Source organism: Cupriavidus sp. 2TAF22, from assembly GCF_052115045.1.
In the GTDB taxonomy this organism is placed as follows: Bacteria; Pseudomonadota; Gammaproteobacteria; order Burkholderiales; family Burkholderiaceae; genus Cupriavidus.
This window is the reverse complement of sequence record NZ_JBFRFX010000032.1, coordinates 25,354-44,522: the sequence shown is the minus strand read 5'-3', so window position 1 is coordinate 44,522 and position 19,169 is coordinate 25,354. Positions and strand designations below refer to the sequence as shown.

Below are 19,169 nucleotides of genomic sequence, written 5' to 3'. Positions count from 1 at the left end.
CCGCACGCATTCGACACCTTGGACTATCGATATGACTGAGAAACTGCTGGACACCGATAACGAAAACTCAATTCGACTGAGCGTAAGTGAGGCGCATGATCTTGGCGTGAGCACCCTTATAAGGATTGGATTCACACGTGCAGAGGCGGATGTCATCTCCGGACATCTGCTTGATGCATCCATGTGGGGTTACGAGTTCGCAGGCCTTCCGCGGATTCTTGTCATTGCGGAAAGACCGGAAATGAAGAAGCCCCGTGTGCCGGTTTCAATCGTGCGCGAGTCTCCGGTCTCGGCATTGCTCGACGGAGGGAACCACGTCGGCTACATCTCTTTAAACCGTGCTGTCGATGTTGTCATCGACAAGGTGCGTCGCTCCGGCATAGCGGTTGTGGGGTTGAGGAACAGCTGGTTTGCGGGACGCAACGCATATTACCTGGAGAAGATTGCCAGGGAGGGGTATGCGGCGATCTACTTCGGCAGCAGCAGCCCAAGCGTTGTGCCGCCAGGGGCGTTAAGCAAGGCGTTGGGGACCAACCCGCTAGCTATTGCCCTACCTGGCAAAGTGGACCCATTTATCTTTGACATGGGGACGGCCTCGGCGATGTCAGGCGAAGTCCTGATGAAGGCCTTCCTCGGCGAGGAATTCCGTGATGTCGTTGGCATCGACAAACATGGCGAGCCCACGCGCGTTGCCCGAGATTTGCTGGAGGGCGGTGTCTTTCCATTCGGCGGACACAAGGGTTACGGCTTGTCCCTCGCAATCCAGAGTCTTGGCCTGATGGCGGGTTCACGGCTACGGAATGGCGACGTTAGCGATTTTGGATATCTCTTCGTCGCTTTCAATCCGGAACTATTGATGCCTGCCGAGCAGTTCAAGGACCAACTGGAGGAGTTATTGAACAAAGTAAGAACACTGCCTCGCCAAACAGTTTCTGCGGAGATTCGAATTCCATCGGAGCGCGGCTTTCGGGAGCGTGAGATTCGACGTCGGCAGGGCATCTTGGTGAACAAGACTGTTTTGGAGCGTCTACAGCAGTTGAAGTGAGCTTCCATCTGTATGGAATTGGAGAGAGACATGGATAAGCCAGTGAAGGGCAGAACAACGTTGGTTACAATGGTGGTATTGACAGCTGCCCTATTTGCCAATGCAGCCTCGGCTCAGGATCACTATCCGAGTCGACCCGTGAGGATTCTTGTCGGCTTTGCGCCTGGAGGCTTTACGGATGTGGCCGCTCGCATCATTGCCCGGAAGCTGACCTCCGCACTGGGCCAGCCCGTGGTGGTAGAGAACCGACCGGGTGCAAATGGATTGATTGCGAGTGACGCCACCGCACACGCACCGGCCGATGGTTATACGTTGATGCTTGCGTCGATTGGTCTCACGACTAATCCGCTGCTTATGAAGGGGGCTAACTATGACCCCGTCAAAGCCTTTACGCCCATTTCTCTGCTCGCGATGGTCCCCAATGTCCTGGTCGCTTATCCCGGTATTCAGGCAAGGAACCTGGCAGAGCTGTTGACGCTGGCCCGCACTCGACCGGCGCCCCTCACGCAGGCCTCGGCCGGAAACGGCTCTCCGGGGCATCTATCTGGCGCCCTTCTTCAGGTGATGGCTGGAATAAGGTTGGATCATGTCCCCTACAAGGGTAGCGGACTGGCAGTAAATGACCTCGTTGGAGGACACGTCGACATCTCGTTTCCCACCATTCCTACGGCCTTGCCGTTGATTCGTGCCGGCAAGCTCAGGGGAATCGCGGTTACAAGCGGGAAGCGATCGCCACTTATGCCCGACGTGCCGACCATCGCGGAAGCTGGCGTACCAGGCTACGACACCGGAGGCTGGTATGGAGTGGTTGGGCCGGCGGGTATGCCCAAGGATGTGGCACAAACACTCAGCAATGAGATTTCCAAAATCATGAAGATGCCGGATGTCCGCGAGCGGTTTATCGCCGAGGGTGCTGAGCCGGTTGGCTCGAATGGCCCGGAAATGCTGACATTCCTCGGACGCGATACCGAGCGGTGGGGGATGGTGGTGAAAGCGGCACACATTGCGCTGCAATAGCGCAAACCGATCGTTTCAGAAAGTTCTCTGCGTCCTCACCGTCATTCAATTGGTTGCCATGGCTACACCTATCAGCAAGACATCTCAAGAGCCGCCTCCGGGCCACGCGCGTAACCTCATTGAATATCTGCGCGCCTTGGGCGACGAAACGCCGCGCGATGCAATAGATAAAGCACGTTGGTGTCTTCTCGACGCTATTGGTTGTGCTCTGCTTGGCGTGCGGCAACCCTGGGGCAAGATCATGGCAGAGGAAGTCATCGCGGATTCTTCTCGTGGCTCTTCCACTATCCTGGGCTGCGTCGATGAGGTTGCCTCGAGCCAAGCTGCGCTCTGCAATGGTACCGCGATGCATGGATTTGAACTCGATGATCTGCTATCCGCCGCCTTGGTTCACCCCGGTGCAGTCATCGTTCCAGCAGTACTCGCAGCGGGGGAAGCCGTCGATGCGTCTGGTGTGCAGATTCTTCGGGCTATTGTGGCTGGCTACGAGGCAACTGCACGCATCAGCATGGCGCTGGGCACGGAGCCCTCCCAGCGCGGGTTCCACAAGACCAGTGTAGTGGGGCCTGTTGCCGGCGCCCTGGCGGCGGGGGTGGCAATGCGCCTGCCACTCGAACAACTATTGAGCGCAACCGGCCTTGCTTGCTCGTGTGCGTCTGGCGTCAAGAACTTTGCTCTGGGTTCCGCGGGAATGGTAAAGCGGATGCATGCGGGCCGAGCGGCGGAAGCGGGTGTTCGAATGGCGATGCTCGCTCGTCGTGGTTTTACCGCCCCCCCAACGGCGATTGACGGAAAGTTCGGATTGCTGGATGCATTTGGCGGCGGGAGGGCACAGCCGGAGTTATTGGACGCAGGCCTCGGGACTGGATGGGCAATCGACGATGTCTGGGTAAAGGTCTATCCAATTTGTGGGTGGATCCAGGGCGTTGTACAGCTTCTGCTTGCAATGCGGGAGCAAGTCGGTATCGATGTGCGGGAAGTAGAGAAGATTGTCGTCGCGACAAGTGCGTTCGCTGTCCAGAACAACGCCAATGCGGACGTCTGCGATACTATGGATGCCCAGTACAGCATCCCATACTGTGCAGCTTTGGCGCTTACCGGAGATCCGAGCGACCCGATGGCGTTTAGCCCCGACGCCATTCGAGATCCTATGAATTCGAGTGTTGCCAGGCGTGTTGAACTGGTGGTCGATCCAGTCGCGGAACTGGTCTATCCACGACAGTTCGCCTGTCGTGTGGAAGTTCACTTGAAGAATGGAGAGGTGCATCGTGCGGAGACGCGTGACGCACACGGGACACCGGGGGATCCATGCGATGAAGAGGAGAGGATCGCAAAGTTCAATCGCATGGTTCGGCTGTCAGGCCTGCCAATTCCTGCGCAGGAAGTCGTCGATCGTGTGTGCCGACTGGAAACACTGCCTTCGGTGCGGATGCTGACGCGTTTGCTGAGCCCTCAACGAGGAGTAACACGAGAGCTGTAAGGCATGCGAGGACCAGCGCAGGCGCTGGTCCTCGCTGGCCGCTCGATATTCTTCATATTCCAATCTGCTCTGGAGTCGTCATGAAAGTGGAAGGGCAGTGCCACTGTGGGGCCATCCAGTATGAGGCGGAGGTCGAACCTGGCACCATCTCCATATGCAATTGCGCGGACTGTCAGATGCAGTCTGGCTCAGCCTTTCGCGCAAACATTGCGGCCTCTGGGCTATGAGTTGGGTCGACCGGTGAGACAAATATGGACGAAGCGGCGCTTTGAATGGATGCCTGATATCGATGGCGTCGTAGAGTTCGAAGGCCAGCCATAGGTCTCGGTGCCGCGGCCCCTTGACCTCGGCTTCTTCATTCATCCGAGCGATGGCTGATGGTATCGAGCTGCTAGCACCGCTGAGATGATCCATTGGCACAGGTGCAGCCTTTCGAAGCGCGCCCCGTGCCCGCCCGTCGTGCCATCCCGACATTGGAATGCCGCACGCCCGATGGCAATGTCGCTCGTCAGCCGGCCGGACGCCAGTTTTTTGCCTGGAATTCTTCGTAGGCTTCGTCTGCCCAAGTCAGAGCCCGTGCGGCTTCACACATGATTATCGTGAGGCCTGCTCCTGCGAGTACGACGGCTTGGACATGTTCCTTGGAAAGACCGAGGGAGAACAGCCGGATCGCGTGAATCTTGAATTGCACCTCCTTGCCCAGCAAAGCGAACTGCACCGCGATAATCGTCTCGTAAGTAGTCTCGTCTAATGTCTCGGCATTGCCGAGCGCCGCGCGCATCTGCTTGTAGTGCCCGAGCGCCTGCGGGTTGACGGCGGCGATGATTTCACTGGTGCTGTTGACGTCTGTCGTCTTCATATGCGATCCAAAGTTGTATGCGCTTGATCCGCGGTGCAAGCGTTAGTCGGCGTGGCGCCTGAGCCCGAGAGGGTCTTATCGATGTGCCAGGCGCGCGATCTGCGCGGCATCGTGGTCGGCTGTAGGCGGAAACAACGGCTCAAGCGCTAGCGGATTCCGGTATCCGTTATGATTGCTGAGATATCGAATTGCGGCAGCCTTGCAAGGGCCGGCGGTGGAGGAATTTCTCTTCGCACCCCACGGCCTCGTGCACCAGCGTGTGCGGCACCCTGGCGATCATCTGCTGGTTGCCGGGGCTCCATCGCAGCCGAATCCGCTCCTCTGGCGCGAGCACCGCGGTGCGGCCCTCGGCAATCCACAGTCGGTGGCTGTCACATTCGATCTCGGCGCCGGCTCCGAGCGACGTATGCACGAGGGAAAGTCCCCGAACGGGCGAGCGGATATCTCGACTTCGGCGCCATGGCGCAGCGCGTAGATCTTCAGGCGATTGATCTCACCCTTGAACATCGCCGCATCTGGCGCGCCAGGCTTCCAGCCCAGCACATGGTCAGTGAGTTCGCGAGAGACGTGGTCATGCGCCTCCACGCACACATCGGATCGGAGCAGCGGATTGCTATATGGCGCGGAGAGGGCAGGGGGCCGCGGAGAAAGTAGCTATTGCCCGTGTTTCCGGCCTTGCGGTGGTTTCACTGAGCCGCTGCACTGAAACTGCCTGGAAAGGCACAGACTGATCTGCGGGAGGGCTGATTGCCCTTTTCCTTTCCCTGCGCCGGGTACCCGAAAAGCAAAAACCCCACACTTCGGAAAGTGTGGGGTTCGGCAGCAATCTGAAGTCCACATCCGGGCGGGCCACTTCGCCAAGGCATGCGAAGCGGGCTCCTCTTGGTGCCTTTCCCAAGACCTATGGGGCAGGCTGGAGAGGGAAGCGGTCCCCGACCCGGGTTCGCCCCTTTTAGAGGGCGGCGCGGTCAGACGCTATGTAGTACCTGGCACCGTCGGTATAGGTGTCGAATTTGCCGCTTTTCGCGCCGTCAGTGTACACATCGTACTTTCCAGACCGCGCGCCGTCGGTGTAAGTGTCGAATTTGCCACTCTTGGCGAACGCTGGAGCTGCCAGCAGGGCGGCTGCGACTGCGGCGATAGCGATCAGGGCATGGCGATTGGTATTCATGGCTCACCTCTTTCTTAAAGCTGGTGGATGCCATTCTCTTGGTCTGACTTGTTGCATTGCGGCATCCGATGACCGCATATTAGGGGTTTCCCTCATGGAGGTAAACCCCAGCATTCACAACGATTGGTTTCAATACCGACAATAATCTGGCCTGAGCCGGAAAAATTCCGTTGGACTATCCCAGGAGTGGCCCAGGAATCGATGCGCATCCTCGGGAACGGTTGGCGCCACACCTTGCACTGTGCGGCGCCAATGAAGCAGTGGAACATCACTCGCTGACGACCAGCTCGGACTCCGGCACTTCGAGCAACGGCTTCTTTGCAGTGCGGCTGCGCCAGGCCGACCAGGTCACGCCGATCAGCAGAAGCGCCGACGCGACAACGAAGGTGCAGCTGATCGGCCGCTGCAGGAACACGGTCATGTCACCGCGCGAGAGCAGCAGGGAGCGGCGGAAGTTTTCCTCCACCATCGGCCCGAGCACGAAGCCGAGCAGGATCGGCGCCACTGAGAACTCCAGGCACATGAGCAAGGCGCCGATCAGGCCGAAGGCCAGCACTTCCCAGATCTGGAACAGGCTGCTCTGGGTGCTGAACACACCCACCGCGATGAAGAACATGGCTGACGGGAACAGGTAGCGGTACGGCACCTGCAGAAGCTTGACCCAAACGCCGATCATCGGAACGTTCAAGATCATCAGCAGCACGTTGCCGATCCAGAAACTGGCGATCAGGCCCCAGAAAATGTCCGGGTGCTCGCTGATCAGCTGTGGCCCCGGGCTGATGCCCTGGATCATCAGCGCGCCGAGGATCAGCGCCATCACTGCGTCGCCAGGAATTCCCAGGCTCATGGTGGGGATGAAGTCCACCTGCGTCTTGGAGTGCGAGGAGGCCTCAGGTGACGCAACCCCCGCGATCATTCCCGTGCCAAACTTTTCCGGCGTCTTGGAAATCTTGCGCTCCAGCGCATAGGCTACGAAGGTCGTGATCGTCGGCCCCGTTCCGGGCATGGCGCCGAACAATGTTCCTACGCCGGTGCCGCGAACCATCGGCCAGAAGGCCGTCTTGAGTTCGGCCAGGCTTGGGCGCATGTCGCGGATGCGCAGCTTGGTCTTGGCAGTGACAGTGCTCATTCGGTTGACGTTCAGCAGGAAGTCCGCCACACCGAATAAACCCATGGCGATCGCTACCAGCTCCAGCCCGTCGCTCAGCTCGGGAATGCCCATCGCAAAGCGGAAGGCCCCCGTGTTGACGTCGGTGCCTACCACGCCGCAAAGCAGCCCGAACAACGTCATCGCTACCCCCTTCAGCGGTGAGCCACGCGACATCGTCGAGCCGGCCAGCAAGCCCAGCAACATGATCGAGAAGATCTCGGCAGGGCCGAACTTGAACGCAATCGCCGTCAGAACTGGCGACGCGAAGATCATCACGAGAATGCCCACCGATGCGGCGAAGAACGAGCAGATCATGGTGATGCCCAGCGCGGTGCCGCCCTTTCCTGCGCGAGTCATCGGGTAGCCGTCCAGGCAGGTGACTGCGTGCGGCGGGTGGGACGGCAGGTTCAGCAGGATCGCGCCGATCGCGCCGCCATATTGCGAACCGTAGAAGATACCCGCCAGCATCAGGATGGCGGGCACCGGATGCATCGCGTAGGTCAGCGGCAGGAGGATGGAGATCGCGGAGAGCGCGCCCATGCCGGGCAGCACGCCGATCAGGTTTCCGACCAGCACGCCGAAAAACGACCACATCAGGTTGGTGCCCTGAAAGGCGACGCCGAACCCGAACCAGAGATCATGCAAAGCATTGGAAACCATAGCAGTCAAACCCCCCAGCCAAACAGCGGCAATTGCAGCTTCAACGCCCACCAGAACACGCCCGCGGCCACCACGCACATGGCCAGCGCGAGCAGCGCGGCCTGCTTGAGGCTATTGCTGCGGTCACCCAGGGCGGAAATAAAGACAATGGAGAAAGTGGCCGGGATCAGGCCGCCGTACTTGCCGAACAGCAGGAACGCGAGCGCACCCAGCACGATGCACACGGCCCCGCGCAGGTCCGGCGCGCTATGGCTGTGGCCGTGTCCGGCAGGCTGCGCGGCCTGAGGTGAATCGCCGCGGGCGGACATTGCAATCAGCACGCCAACCAGGGCCAGTAGCGCACCCACGGCCACCGGGAAGAAGCCGGGGCCCATGTGGCTCAACGTTCCGGTGTGGTACTGAAGGCCGGCTGCCACCGCGGCCAGGCCTACCAGCGTCATCAACGCGCCCCCGTAATAGTCCTTCCTGAAACGATGCGAGGTGTTCATGCTGCGCCCCTCCTGCCGTTGTGCAGCGTGGGCTGCGATGTGACACTGCCCGCCTCGGGGCAGCGCTCTTTGGCACGTCGTCTGATCATGGATTGGTCTCCTTCGTTCCGTTCTATGAGAACGCCGATGACCATGCGCCCTTCGATCAGGGCGGTGGCGCAACGGGTGAGAGGACTCTAAAGCCGGCTGCTTCCAACCGGCTTTCAGTCGGCTTGCGGCAAGCTTTCTAAATATGTCACGATGTGATGTAATAAATTCAGGGCCACGTAATCTTAGTGAAATCCCTAGGGAGGATCCGTTGCCTGCTGGCGCTTTCTCGCAGCCGCTTCAATGGCCGTCGCGGTGGCCCAAGGGTGGCCTGCTTGAAGCGCCCGGGATGCGTGCCGGTGAGAACCACCGCCCTGACCGCCGCATCGGACTCCACCTTGACAACGCCGCCAGATCTGCATCGTTCACCGCGTCCTAAGGCCAGTAGAGGGAGCGCTGACTAGGCAGTTGTTGTCTGCGGGAAAATCTCAGTACAAATATCGCGCAAATTTGGTATGATGTACGTCATGCGAAATATGAAGATCAACGCTAGAAGCGTCGCCAAGGAAGCGTCGCACGAGCGCATTGTGGCCGCGGCTGCCCGAGCGATCCGGCGCAGTGGTTATGACGGCGCTGTCGTCGCCGACGTCATGAAGGACGCCGGGCTGACGCATGGAGCGTTCTATGCTCATTTCCCCTCGCGCGAAGCCATGCTGGCAGAAGCCGCGGATCGAGCGTGTGCGGAGTCCGCGGCCGCCGCGGAAGGCGTTGTGGCTAATGCGGCTCCCAAGACGGCCTTGGAATCGATGCTTCGAGCCTATCTGTCCAAGGAACACCTCGAACTCGTCGAGATGGGATGCCCCTTGGCCGCGCTAGGCTCGGAAACGCCTCGACAGGCGCCCGAAGTTCGCCGCGCGACGACTCGCCACATCAAGGCGATGACAGACCTGGTCGCCCGCCAATCTCCTGACTGGGGACAGCCCGGTGCTCACGAACAAGCACTCGTGACCATCGCCACCATGGTTGGCGCCTTGGTGCTGGCTCGTGCAGTCGACGAGCCAGCGCTGTCCGATCGCTTGCTCGAAGCTGCGCTGGAGCGCCTGGTCCCCCCTGGTATCTAAACCTGGGTTAATGCAATCATCTCGCTCGCCCATTGATATGATGCGCATCATGCGAAATGGCGGCGACGCTCGTTTTGAGCGTCGCGCCGAATCGCTCTCAACGCGCATCCCGGACGATCCCGAATTCCACACTCTGACGGAGGAACTACATGAACATGCGCGGCAAGATTGCCCTCGTTACCGGGGCCTCCTCAGGCATCGGCCAAGCCACCGCGGAGCGGCTCGCGAAGGCGGGCTACAAGGTGTACGGGACCAGTAGACGCGCAGGCACAACCGGTCAGCGATCGTTCGAGTTGCTGTCTCTCGACGTAGCGAGGGACGAATCCGTCGATGCTGCTGTCCAAAAGGTGATGCAACTGGAAAGCCGTATTGATCTTCTCGTCAACAACGCCGGCTTCGGGGTCGCTCCGGCGGGTGCGGAGGAGAGCTCGATCGAGCAGGCCCAGTCGATCTTCGATACGAACTTCTTTGGGATAGTCCGGATGACCCGGGCCGTCGTGCCACATATGCGCCGGCAAGGGGATGGTCGCATCATCAACATTGGCTCCGTGCTCGGCTTCCTGCCGATGCCTTACATGGCGCTATATTCCGCCACCAAGCACGCGGTGGCTGGCTATTCGGAAGCGCTCGACCATGAACTGCGCACGTTGGGGATCCGCGTTTCGGTGGTCGAGCCGGCCTACATCAACACCCCTTTTGATGCCAACCTGATGGAACCCGATGCCCCTCTCGATGTGTATCGAGAGATTCGCGCGGGCGTGGAGAGGCGGGTGAAGGAAGTTCTCGTCAGCGCGGACGGGCCAGAAGTGGTGGCCGACGTCGTGCTGAAGGCGGCCATGGCGACGCATCCAAAAATTCACTACGCCCCGGGCCTCGCCAGGCGCATGCGCATGCTGCGCAGGTTTGCGCCGGCCAGCGTGCTGGATGCGGGGGTTCGCAAAGACCTGCGGCTTGAAGCATAGGCGGTTACCCGCTTCGCGCGCTTTTCCGTGTTGCACATACCCAGTCATCCAATCTGTGAGAAAGGAATGTCCATGTCATCATGCATCGCCAGGCGGCCACCCGCCGGCCAGGCAACGTTAACCGTTGAAGCCATGGCAGCGCTTCGTTTGAAACAAGCGGCCGGCGTCGCTCTGATCCTTGCGGCAGCGCTGGCGGCACCGCCGGTGCGGGCCGGCGATGCTTCTCCCGCTGGCCTGTGGAAGAACGTTGACGACATCAGCGGCAATCCGCGCGCGCTGATCCGCATCACTGAATCGAATGGAACGCTTCAGGGCAAGATAGAGAAAGTGTTTCCTGCCCCGAGCGAAGACCCGAATCCGAAGTGCGACAAATGCGAGGGTGCAAACAAGAATGCGTCGGTCATCGGCCTGGTCATCTTGAGTGGCCTGAAGACGGAAGGCGAAGAGTATGTCGGCGGCCAGATTCTTGATCCCGACAACGGCAAGGTCTATCGCAGCAAGGTCCGCCTGGCCGACGACGGCAAGACGCTCAGCGTGCGCGGCTACATTGGCGTGCCAATGCTGGGCCGCTCGCAGACTTGGGGGCGTCAAGAATGAGAGCGACCATGAAAGCGTTTCTTCTCGATCGGTACGGGAAAAAGCGCGCGTTGCGTTCCGCGGAGGTACCGAGCCCGATGCTGGGTGAGGATGAGATCCTGGTCCAGGTCCATGCGGCAGGTGTGAATTTGCTGGATTCCAAGATCAGGGACGGCGAGTTCAAGCTGATCCTCCCCTATCGCTTGCCTCTTGTCCTGGGCCACGACGTGGCCGGCGTCGTAGTCAAGGTCGGTTCTCGCGTCCGGCAGTTCAAGCCGGGCGACGAAGTCTATTCCCGGCCTGATGATTTCCGCATCGGCGCCTTCGCCGAGTACATCGCGGTCAAGGAAGCGTCTTTGGCTATCAAGCCCAAGGCACTGAGTATGGAAGAAGCCGCATCGATCCCTCTGGTGGGGCTGACGGCATGGCAAGCGTTGATCGAGAAGGCCAATCTGAAGAAAGGACAGAAGGTATTCATCCAGGCGGGTTCCGGTGGCGTAGGCACATTTGCGATCCAGTTGGCCAAGCATGTTGGCGCCACTGTAGCCACCACCACGAGCAGCGCCAACACCGACCTGGTAAGAGGCCTCGGGGCAGACGTCGTCATCGATTACAAGAAAGACGATTTCGAGCAGATTCTTCAGGACTACGATGTGGTTCTGCACAGTCAAGATGCAACGGCGCTGGATAAATCTTTGCGCGTCCTTAAGCCTGGCGGAACGCTCATCTCGATCTCTGGCCCTCCCGATCCCGTATTCGCAAAAGAAATCGGAGCGCCGTGGTTCGTGAACTTGGTTGTTCGTCTTCTGAGTTCGGGAGTCCGGAAGCGGGCAGCACGTCGCGAACTGAGGTACTCGTTCCTCTTCATGAGGGCCAGCGGGCGCCAGTTGCGCGAGATCACCTCGCTCATTGACGCCGGCGCGATACGCCCGGTAGTGGATCGGGTCTTTTCCTTCGACGAGACCAACGAGGCCATGGCCTATGTCGAGAAGGGGCGAGCTAGGGGAAAGGTCGTCGTCCAGGTCAGATAGGCGCGATCACCCATCGGTTCTTTTTCGACCCTGCTCGACTGCATGGATGACCAGCCGGGGGCGCAGAAGCCGCATGCCGCCAGCGCATGCTCAAGAACTGATGCGACCCCACATTGTTCAGTGCCAGCAAAGCGACCAGACATGCCCTGCCTCCAGCTTGATGTAAATGGAAGCTATGCCCTCGCAGTACGGAAGGAGGCGATGCGAAGACCGGGTGGCTCGCCCCCCCGGTAACAGAGCATCCTCAAATGTCGACGCCATACAAAGAGCTGCAAGGCATTTTTGGCGACCCGTGGTTCGAATCGCTTGAACCGGCGTCGCAAAAGGTGTTGCTAACGCAAGGGCGCCCGTTTCGTGTCAGAAGCGGCGAGTTCGTTGTGCGCAAGGGGGATCCGGCGAACGGACTCTTCGGCGTCGTGAGCGGCGCTCTCGCTGCATCCTCGGTCCTTGAAGACGGGCGGCAGATGATTTTCGGCTTGCTCGAGCCGGGGGATTGGTGCGGCGAGGCATCGTCGCTCGACGGATTGCCCCGCACGCATGACATCCATGCCGTGCGCAACGCCGAAGTGCTGCACATCGCGCCACCACTGTTCGAGCAATTGATGCTGAATGCCCGGTTCGCACGGGCGATTGCGGTCCTGCAGACGGCGCGCACCCGAACCATGTTCAGTTTCTTCGAGGATGCGGCGCTGCGTAGCACGCGCGCTCGCGTCGTGCGGCGATTGCTCAGGCTGGCGCGCGGCGACGCTCCGGCCTTGCCCCGCTCCAGGCGGGTGATTCCCATCACGCAGGAGACCCTTGCGATGATGCTGGGCCTCACCCGCCAGACCTTGTCCCTGGAGCTCAAGGCCCTGGCCGCGACGGGTGCACTGTCGCTGTCGTACGGCCGCATCGTCATCGAGTCGGAGCAGACGCTGAGCGCGCTCAGCGAGGCCTGATCACGGCGCTACGAGCGACTGATCCTAGGACTTACCCGTGGAATGTCAGCTGCCTTGCATTCGCATGCGCACGCCCATCCGTACCATGTGCAATCCCTCATCGCACTGGCTGACTCCCATGACTGAACGCGCAACATTTCGTAGCTTCCAAGAAAGTACGGCCCAAGATTGGAAGGCAATCGCGGGTGAGTTTCAATCATTCTCCCAAGGGCTAGCCGACCGAGTCCTTCATCACCTGAGTCTGCTTCGGGGCGACTTTGGCGGCTTTCCTATCGACCGGCTTGACCACTCCTTGCAAACTGCAACCCTGGCCTTGCGCGATGGCCGCGATGAAGCGTACGTGTGCTGCGCGTTGCTGCATGACATCGGCGACACCCTGGGAACCTTCAACCACCCGGACATTGCCGCAGCGGTGCTGAAGCCGTTCGTGAGCGAAGCCGATCACTGGATGGTTCAGAACCACGGGATCTTCCAGGGACACTACTTCTTCCATCATCTGGGCATGGACCGCGACATGCGCGAGCAGTTCGCCGGGCATCCGTACTACGACCGCACGGCGGAGTTCTGCGAGCTGTACGACAGCCTGGCCTTCGATCCGAAGGCCGAGACGTTGCCGCTGTCGGAGTTCGAGCCGATGGTGCGTCGCCTGTTCAAGCATCCCGTCAACAGCATCTACAAGAAAACGGCTGCGATGGCCGGGACCTGACGGGGCCGTGCGGGCTGGTCCCGCTCGGCCCTAGGCATCCCACGGCACGGCCCTGATGACCGGTACGGCCCTTAAATATAAGAAAAATGTTGGAGACCCACGATGAACCGAACGGCAAAACCCGCCCTGGCAAGTCCTATGGACCATGCGTATGAACTACGCAGGGAGACGATGTACCGGAAGATCACGTGGCGGCTGGTTCCGCTACTTTTCCTGGCCTACGTCATCTCGTATATCGACCGGATCAACGTCGGCTATGCCAAGCTGCAGATGAGCTCGGACCTGTACCTGACCGATTCCATCTACGGGCTCGGCGCGGGCATCTTCTTCGTCGGGTATGCGTTGTTTGAGGTGCCCAGCAATATCTTCTTGATGAGGATCGGTGCGCGCCTGACGATCATGCGCATTATGGTGTGCTGGGGCCTGGTCTCCGCGGCGACGATGTTTGTCACCACGCCCTTGCAGTTTTACATTGCACGCTTCCTGCTGGGGGCGTTCGAGGCTGGTTTCTTCCCGGGCATTGTGCTCTACCTGACGTTCTGGTTCCCGGCAGCGCGCCGCGCGCGCATCATCGCCTTGCTCATGAGCGCGACCGTGGTAGGCGGCCTCTTTGCTGGCCCGCTGTCAGGCTGGATCCTGCAGAACCTCGACGGATGGCACGGTCTTCGCGGCTGGCAATGGATGTTCCTTCTGGAGGGCTTGCCCTCCGCCTTTCTGGGTTTCGTTGTCTACGTCTGCCTGTCCAACTCGCCTGAAGAGGCCAAGTGGCTGTCGGAGGACGAGAAGCGAATGATCTGCGTCGAACTGCCCAGGGAAGCTGCCCCTCACGCCTCGACGCCGGCGCTGGAGGCCGCGGGTGCCGCACTGCGCGACCCCAAGGTCTACCTGCTGTCTTTCCTGTACTTCGCGGCCGTTTGCGGCGGCACCACCCTGAGTTTCTGGATGCCCACGATGATCCAGAGCTTGGGTGCAAAGAGCATGCAGATCATTGGACTGATCTCCGCCGTGCCTTATGCATTCGCGGCCCTGACCATGATCCTGTACGGCCGCCACTCGGACAAGCGAGCCGAGCGTCGCTGGCACTACGCCGTGGCGGTTGCCATCGGTGGGGTGGGGCTGGCGCTCACAAGCTGGACCGGTGCCTACATGTGGCTGTCGGTAGCGTTGATCGCGATCGCGATTGCGGGCTCGGTGTGGGCGCTACCGGTCTTCTGGGCRGTCGCGACCGCCCAGCTGTCCCGACAATCGACTGCTGCAGGCATCGCGATCATCACCAGCTTGGGCAACCTGGCCGGACTTGCGTGCCCGTACGTGCTAGGGGTGATCAAGCAATCCACCGGCAGCCTGACCGGCGGCCTGTTCCTGATCGCCGGCGTCATGCTGGCCGGCGCCTTCGTGATGATCGGCAGCGGGTCGATTCGCCCCCGCGCTGATCATCGATCGCTCCCGGTCGGGAAGATGCCGGATGCCTCCGCGCGCTGAACAATGACCCAGGAACCATCCATGATGACCTTGCCGCTCGAGCCCGGCGTGCGCGCTTGCTATTCCGACAACGGCAATGGCCTTCGCATGCATTGGCTGGAGGCAGGCGACCCGCGTCCCGAGACGCCGATGATCGTGCTGCTGCATGGCTTCCCCGAGCTGGCGTTCAGCTGGCGGCACCAACTGAATGCGTTGGCGCAAGCGGGATTTTACGTGGTCGCGCCCGACCAGCGCGGCTATGGCCGCACGACGGGCTGGATCGCCGAAGCCGACACGGACCTCTGCACATTCCGAATGGACAACCTGGTGCGAGACGTACTGGGCCTTGTCCAGGCGCTTGGAAGGACGTCGGTCCATGCTGTGGTGGGGCATGACTTCGGCGCGCACGTGGCGGCCTGGTGCGCGCTGATCCGCCCCGACGTCTTCCGTTCACTGGCAATGTTGGCCACGCCTTTCACCGGGCCGCCGCCGTTCCGGCTCGGCGCACCTGATGCCCTGGACCTTCGTGCCAGGCAACTGGCGGAAGCCCTCGCGGGCCTGTCGGCCCTCCAGCCCCCGCGCAAGCACTATCAACTCTATTACTCGGGCCCGGACGCCAATGCCGAGATGCACGCCGGCCGCCAGGGCTTGCATGAATTCCTGCGGGGCTACTACTACCTGAAGAGTGCGCAGGGCACCGACAAGCGGCCCGAGCCCTTGCCCGACCTGACCGCGCAATCCTTGGCCCGGCTGCCCACCTACTACGTGATGGACGCCGACCTGGGGATGTCGGAAACCGTCGCCCGCAGCCTTGCACAACGCGAGATGCGGCCAAGCCGGTGGCTGTCGGAAGAAGCGCTTTGCGTGTATAGCCAGGAATTTGGCCGCACGGGTTTCCAGGGCGGCCTGCTGTGGTACCGGGCCGCCACCAGCCGCGAGCTTCAGCAGGGGCTGCAGCTCTATGCCGGATTGACCATCGACGTGCCCAGCTGCTTCATCGCCGGCGAGCAGGACTGGGGTGTCCACATGCTGCCGGGCGCGCTCGACGCTATGCACTGCGATGCCTGTCCCCGCTTGGTCTCGTCCCGGCTTATCGCCGATGCCGGCCATTGGGTGCAACAAGAAAAACCCGAGGCGGTGAATGCTGCGCTTCTCGATTTTTTCAATAGGGGCTGTTGATATGCAATCTGCAACCGCGGAACCGAATACCACATCTGACGCCTTTGGTCCGAACTCGTTGCTGATCAAGCAACTGCTGGAAGCGGGGCTGACCCGCAACCCTTCACAGGAGGTTGTGTACGGCGACGCCGTGCGCTTCGATTACGCCGAACTGAGCCAACGCATCGGRCGCTTGGCGGCCGGCCTGGCGTCGCTGGGTGCGCGGCCCGGCAACACCATCGCCGTCATGGACTGGGACACGCATCGCTACCTGGAGTGCTTCTTCGCCATCCCGATGGCGGGCATGGTCCTGCATACGGTCAACGTCCGGCTGTCGGCCGAGCAATTGCTCTACACCATCAACCACGCACAGGACGACTTCATCCTCGTCAATGCGGAGTTTCTGCCGATGCTCGAGGAGATCTGGGATCGCGTGGACCCGGGAAAGCAGTTGGTCCTGATGACAGACGAGGCCCATCCGGGTGCGATCCGCCTTCCCATCGCCGCCGAATACGAGGCACTGCTCGCTCGCTCGAACGCGGTGACAAATTGGCCTGATCTGGACGAGTCGACGCGTGCCACGACCTTCTACACAACCGGCACCACCGGCTTGCCCAAGGCGGTCTGCTTCAGCCAACGGCAACTCGTGCTGCATACCCTGGCTAGCCGCTGCGCGTTGGCTGGGCCGGGCACCGGTCGATTCAACCCTGACGACGTCTACATGCCGGTGACGCCCATGTTCCACGTTCACGCCTGGGGCATGCCCTACGTCGCCACGATGATGGGCGTCAAGCAGGTGTACCCCGGGCGATACGTTCCGGACCGTCTGCTCACCTTGTTCGAGCGCGAGAAGGTCACCTTCTCCCACTGCGTGCCGACGATCCTGCAGATGATGCTGGACGCGGCAGTGGGGAGAGGCCAGCGCCTCGACGGCTGGACGGTCGTCATCGGCGGGGCGGCGCTCGCGCAATCCCTGGCCAAAGCCGCAATGGCACGCGGAGTCGACGTCTTTGCCGGCTACGGCATGTCGGAGACCGGGCCCATCCTGACGTTGGCACAACCCCGTTCGGCACGGTCCGAGGCACCCACTGACCAGGAGATCGAAGCCCGCTGCCATGCAGGCTGGGCCATCCCATTCGTCCAGTTGCGCGTCGTCGACGAAGCGATGAACGACCAGCCGCGGGACGGCCGCTCGCCTGGTGAACTCGTGGCGCGATCGCCTTGGCTCACGCAGTCCTACCTCGGTGATGCACAAGCGAGCCAGGCGCTGTGGGGCGGTGGCTGGCTGCACACCGGCGACATCGCCGTGATGAATGCAGATGGCTGCGTCCGGATCGTGGACCGATTGAAGGATGTGATCAAGACCGGCGGCGAATGGGTCTCGTCGTTGCAGCTTGAGGACATTCTCCTCAAGCATCCACGGATCCAGGAAGCCGCCGTCATCGGTATTCCCGACCCCCGCTGGAGCGAGCGTCCCGCCGCAGTGATCGTGCCAAAGCCTGGGACGGCCCTTGATGCTGACGCCGTGCGCGCCTACGTCAAGCAGTTCGCGGACGCGGGCGCGATCTCGAAGTTCGCGATCCCGCAAGAGGTGATGTTCGCCGACAGCCTGCCCAAGACCAGCGTGGGCAAGCTGGACAAGAAGCTGATGCGGTCGCGCCGCGCGCAGCAGTCGCAGGCGCAGACCTCGGGCACCGTGTAGGCCAGACATCAGCGCAGCACCCCTTCATTCAAAGGAGTCAATCGTGTATATCCCATCTCTCAAAGAAGTCGTCAGCGCCGAAGAATGGCAGCTGCGTTGCGACCTGGCTGCCTGCTACCGCCTGGTGGCGCTGCACGGCTGGACCGACCTGGTGTTCACGCACATCAGTGCGCGCCTGCCGGGTGACGGCCATGACTTTCTGATCAACCCCTACGGCCTGCTGTTCGACGAGATCACGGCGTCATCGCTCCTACGCGTCGACGCATCGGGCAACCAGCTCACCGAGTCGCCGTTCACGGTGAACCGCGCCGGCTTCGTCATCCACAGCGCCATCCATGCCGCACGGCCGGACGTGCAGTGTGTGTTGCACACGCATACGCGTGCCGGTGTCGGCGTCAGCGCGCAGCAGGCAGGGCTGCTGCCCATCTCGCAGCAATCGATGGTGATCCAGGGCTCGCTGGCGTACCACGACTATGAAGGCATTGCGCTGCGTGACGCGGAGAAGCCGCGATTGCAATCGGACTTGGGCAAGGCCAACTACCTGATGCTGCGCAATCATGGCCTACTCACGGTAGGTGCGACGATCGCCGACGCGTTCCTGGCGATGTACATCTTCGAAAGCGCCTGCCAGATTCAGATCGCGGCACAGGCAGGCGGGCCGTTGACCATGGTCGATGAGTCCATCCAGGCGACCGCGCAGGCCGATGCGCGCGCGCAGACCGGCGGCATTGGCGGCCGTTTCGTGTGGCCGGCCCTGTTGCGCAAGCTCGAGCGCACCAACCCCGGGTACGACGCGTGATTGATTCGCTGGTTGCGCGAGCGGCCCTGTGCCTTCTCCTGCAAGCGTGTGGCTTGAAAAAAACAAGATGATGGAACACATGAACCCTCAATTGGCTGTCGGCACCAAAGTGCTTGCCTTCGATGTATTCGGAACAGTCGTCGATTGGTACACGAGCATCATGCAAGAGCTCGGCGCGATGAACCTCGACGTGGACCGCAACAAGTTCACGCTGGCCTGGAGAGCAGGCTACATGCCTGCTATTCGGAAGGTCATGTCCGGCGAACTTGGCTGGACTTCGATTGACGACCTGCACAGGATGGTCCTGGATGAACTCCTGGAAACGTTTCGGGTGCTGCACTTGACGGAGGCGGAGAAGCGCAACCTGAACAAGGCCTGGCATCGATTGGAGGCGTGGCCGGATACCGTGGAAGGCCTTACCCGATTGAAGTCGCGATACACGATCTGCACCATGTCGAACGGCAATATCGGATTGCTGGCCAATATGTCCAAGAGCGCATCGCTACCATGGGACTGCATTCTTTCGGCAGAGGTCTTTCGCAAGTACAAGCCCGACCCGGCGACTTACTTGGGAGTCGCTCAGGTGTTCGATATCGATCCAGGCGAAGTCATGATGGTGGCGGCTCATCAGGATGACTTGGCACATGCGCGCGCATGCGGACTGCAAACCGCTTACATCGAGAGGCCGCTGGAATACGGTCCTTTCCAGCGGAAGGACGTCTCTCCCAATGCGGACAACACGCTTCACGCCAGGAATCTGGTGGAACTTGCCGTTGCGCTGGACTGTTGATCGAAGGCCTGGGAACAATTCGGGCAGC

Annotated in this window: 20 protein-coding genes; 15 read left to right on the top strand and 5 right to left on the bottom strand. The window is 61.0% G+C overall.

Annotated elements, in window-relative coordinates:
- Window positions 1–31: 31 nt before the first annotated feature.
- The 4 genes from AB4Z48_RS29975 (at window position 32) to AB4Z48_RS29960 (ending at window position 3,769) form a co-directional block, all read left to right on the top strand.
- Complete coding sequence (locus AB4Z48_RS29975) at window positions 32–1,045, top strand: Ldh family oxidoreductase (protein WP_441620727.1); 1,014 nt, start codon at window positions 32–34, stop codon at window positions 1,043–1,045.
- A 30-nt stretch (window positions 1,046–1,075) separates the two neighbouring features.
- On the top strand, window positions 1,076–2,062 hold the full coding sequence (locus tag AB4Z48_RS29970) for a tripartite tricarboxylate transporter substrate binding protein (protein ID WP_441620725.1): 987 nt from the start codon (window positions 1,076–1,078) through the stop codon (window positions 2,060–2,062).
- Window positions 2,049–3,542: an MmgE/PrpD family protein gene (locus tag AB4Z48_RS29965; RefSeq protein ID WP_441620723.1), complete on the top strand. Its 1,494-nt coding sequence runs from the start codon at window positions 2,049–2,051 to the stop codon at window positions 3,540–3,542. Before AB4Z48_RS29970 ends, AB4Z48_RS29965 begins: the two co-directional genes overlap by 14 nt.
- An 80-nt stretch (window positions 3,543–3,622) precedes the next feature.
- A complete protein-coding gene (locus AB4Z48_RS29960) occupies window positions 3,623–3,769 on the top strand; it encodes a GFA family protein (RefSeq protein WP_441620721.1) in 147 nt (48 codons plus the stop codon).
- A 281-nt stretch (window positions 3,770–4,050) separates the two neighbouring features.
- On the opposite strand, the gene AB4Z48_RS29955 is transcribed toward AB4Z48_RS29960, so the two are convergent.
- From AB4Z48_RS29955 to AB4Z48_RS29935, 5 genes are all read right to left on the bottom strand, one after another.
- Window positions 4,051–4,401, bottom strand: a complete 351-nt coding sequence (locus tag AB4Z48_RS29955; protein ID WP_441620719.1) for a hypothetical protein — start codon at window positions 4,399–4,401, stop codon at window positions 4,051–4,053.
- Window positions 4,402–4,567: 166 nt separating this feature from the next.
- Window positions 4,568–4,813, bottom strand: coding sequence for a hypothetical protein (locus AB4Z48_RS29950; protein ID WP_441620717.1), 246 nt, complete (start codon window positions 4,811–4,813; stop codon window positions 4,568–4,570).
- Window positions 4,814–5,353: 540 nt separating this feature from the next.
- The gene (locus AB4Z48_RS29945) at window positions 5,354–5,572 is read right to left on the bottom strand and encodes a hypothetical protein (protein ID WP_441620715.1); all 219 of its coding nucleotides are present in this window, start codon (window positions 5,570–5,572) and stop codon (window positions 5,354–5,356) included.
- A 268-nt stretch (window positions 5,573–5,840) separates the two neighbouring features.
- The gene (locus tag AB4Z48_RS29940; RefSeq protein WP_441620803.1) at window positions 5,841–7,382 is read right to left on the bottom strand and encodes a tripartite tricarboxylate transporter permease; all 1,542 of its coding nucleotides are present in this window, start codon (window positions 7,380–7,382) and stop codon (window positions 5,841–5,843) included.
- A 5-nt stretch (window positions 7,383–7,387) separates the two neighbouring features.
- A complete protein-coding gene (locus AB4Z48_RS29935) occupies window positions 7,388–7,870 on the bottom strand; it encodes a tripartite tricarboxylate transporter TctB family protein (protein ID WP_441620713.1) in 483 nt (160 codons plus the stop codon).
- Window positions 7,871–8,412: 542 nt separating this feature from the next.
- On the opposite strand from AB4Z48_RS29935, the gene AB4Z48_RS29930 reads away from it, so the two are divergent.
- The 11 genes from AB4Z48_RS29930 to AB4Z48_RS29880 all read left to right on the top strand — a co-directional run bounded on the left by AB4Z48_RS29930 (window position 8,413) and on the right by AB4Z48_RS29880 (window position 19,141).
- Window positions 8,413–9,018 carry a TetR/AcrR family transcriptional regulator gene (locus tag AB4Z48_RS29930; RefSeq protein WP_441620711.1) on the top strand — a complete coding sequence of 202 codons (606 nt, stop codon included), beginning with the start codon at window positions 8,413–8,415 and terminating at the stop codon, window positions 9,016–9,018.
- A 149-nt stretch (window positions 9,019–9,167) separates the two neighbouring features.
- On the top strand, window positions 9,168–9,980 hold the full coding sequence (locus tag AB4Z48_RS29925; protein WP_441620709.1) for an oxidoreductase: 813 nt from the start codon (window positions 9,168–9,170) through the stop codon (window positions 9,978–9,980).
- Between the two features lie 132 nt (window positions 9,981–10,112).
- Window positions 10,113–10,577: a DUF2147 domain-containing protein gene (locus AB4Z48_RS29920; RefSeq protein WP_441620801.1), complete on the top strand. Its 465-nt coding sequence runs from the start codon at window positions 10,113–10,115 to the stop codon at window positions 10,575–10,577.
- A gap of 8 nt (window positions 10,578–10,585) precedes the next feature.
- Window positions 10,586–11,587 carry an NADP-dependent oxidoreductase gene (locus AB4Z48_RS29915; RefSeq protein ID WP_441620707.1) on the top strand — a complete coding sequence of 334 codons (1,002 nt, stop codon included), beginning with the start codon at window positions 10,586–10,588 and terminating at the stop codon, window positions 11,585–11,587.
- A gap of 248 nt (window positions 11,588–11,835) precedes the next feature.
- The gene (locus AB4Z48_RS29910) at window positions 11,836–12,525 is read left to right on the top strand and encodes a Crp/Fnr family transcriptional regulator (RefSeq protein WP_441620705.1); all 690 of its coding nucleotides are present in this window, start codon (window positions 11,836–11,838) and stop codon (window positions 12,523–12,525) included.
- Window positions 12,526–12,643: 118 nt separating this feature from the next.
- Window positions 12,644–13,231, top strand: a complete 588-nt coding sequence (locus AB4Z48_RS29905) for an HD domain-containing protein (RefSeq protein WP_441620703.1) — start codon at window positions 12,644–12,646, stop codon at window positions 13,229–13,231.
- A gap of 102 nt (window positions 13,232–13,333) precedes the next feature.
- Entirely contained in the window at window positions 13,334–14,713 is a 1,380-nt protein-coding gene (locus AB4Z48_RS29900) for an MFS transporter (RefSeq protein WP_441620701.1), read from the top strand.
- 21 nt (window positions 14,714–14,734) lie between these two features.
- Window positions 14,735–15,871 (top strand): alpha/beta hydrolase, encoded by a 1,137-nt coding sequence (locus tag AB4Z48_RS29895; RefSeq protein ID WP_441620699.1) that lies wholly within the window; start codon window positions 14,735–14,737, stop codon window positions 15,869–15,871.
- A complete protein-coding gene (locus AB4Z48_RS29890) occupies window positions 15,834–17,552 on the top strand; it encodes a long-chain-fatty-acid--CoA ligase (protein ID WP_441620697.1) in 1,719 nt (572 codons plus the stop codon). The genes AB4Z48_RS29895 and AB4Z48_RS29890 overlap by 38 nt, the downstream gene beginning before the upstream one ends.
- Window positions 17,553–17,592: 40 nt before the next feature.
- Complete coding sequence (locus AB4Z48_RS29885; protein WP_201777400.1) at window positions 17,593–18,351, top strand: class II aldolase/adducin family protein; 759 nt, start codon at window positions 17,593–17,595, stop codon at window positions 18,349–18,351.
- A 67-nt stretch (window positions 18,352–18,418) separates the two neighbouring features.
- Window positions 18,419–19,141 (top strand): haloacid dehalogenase type II, encoded by a 723-nt coding sequence (locus tag AB4Z48_RS29880; RefSeq protein ID WP_441620696.1) that lies wholly within the window; start codon window positions 18,419–18,421, stop codon window positions 19,139–19,141.
- The last annotated feature ends 28 nt before the right edge of the window (window positions 19,142–19,169 follow it).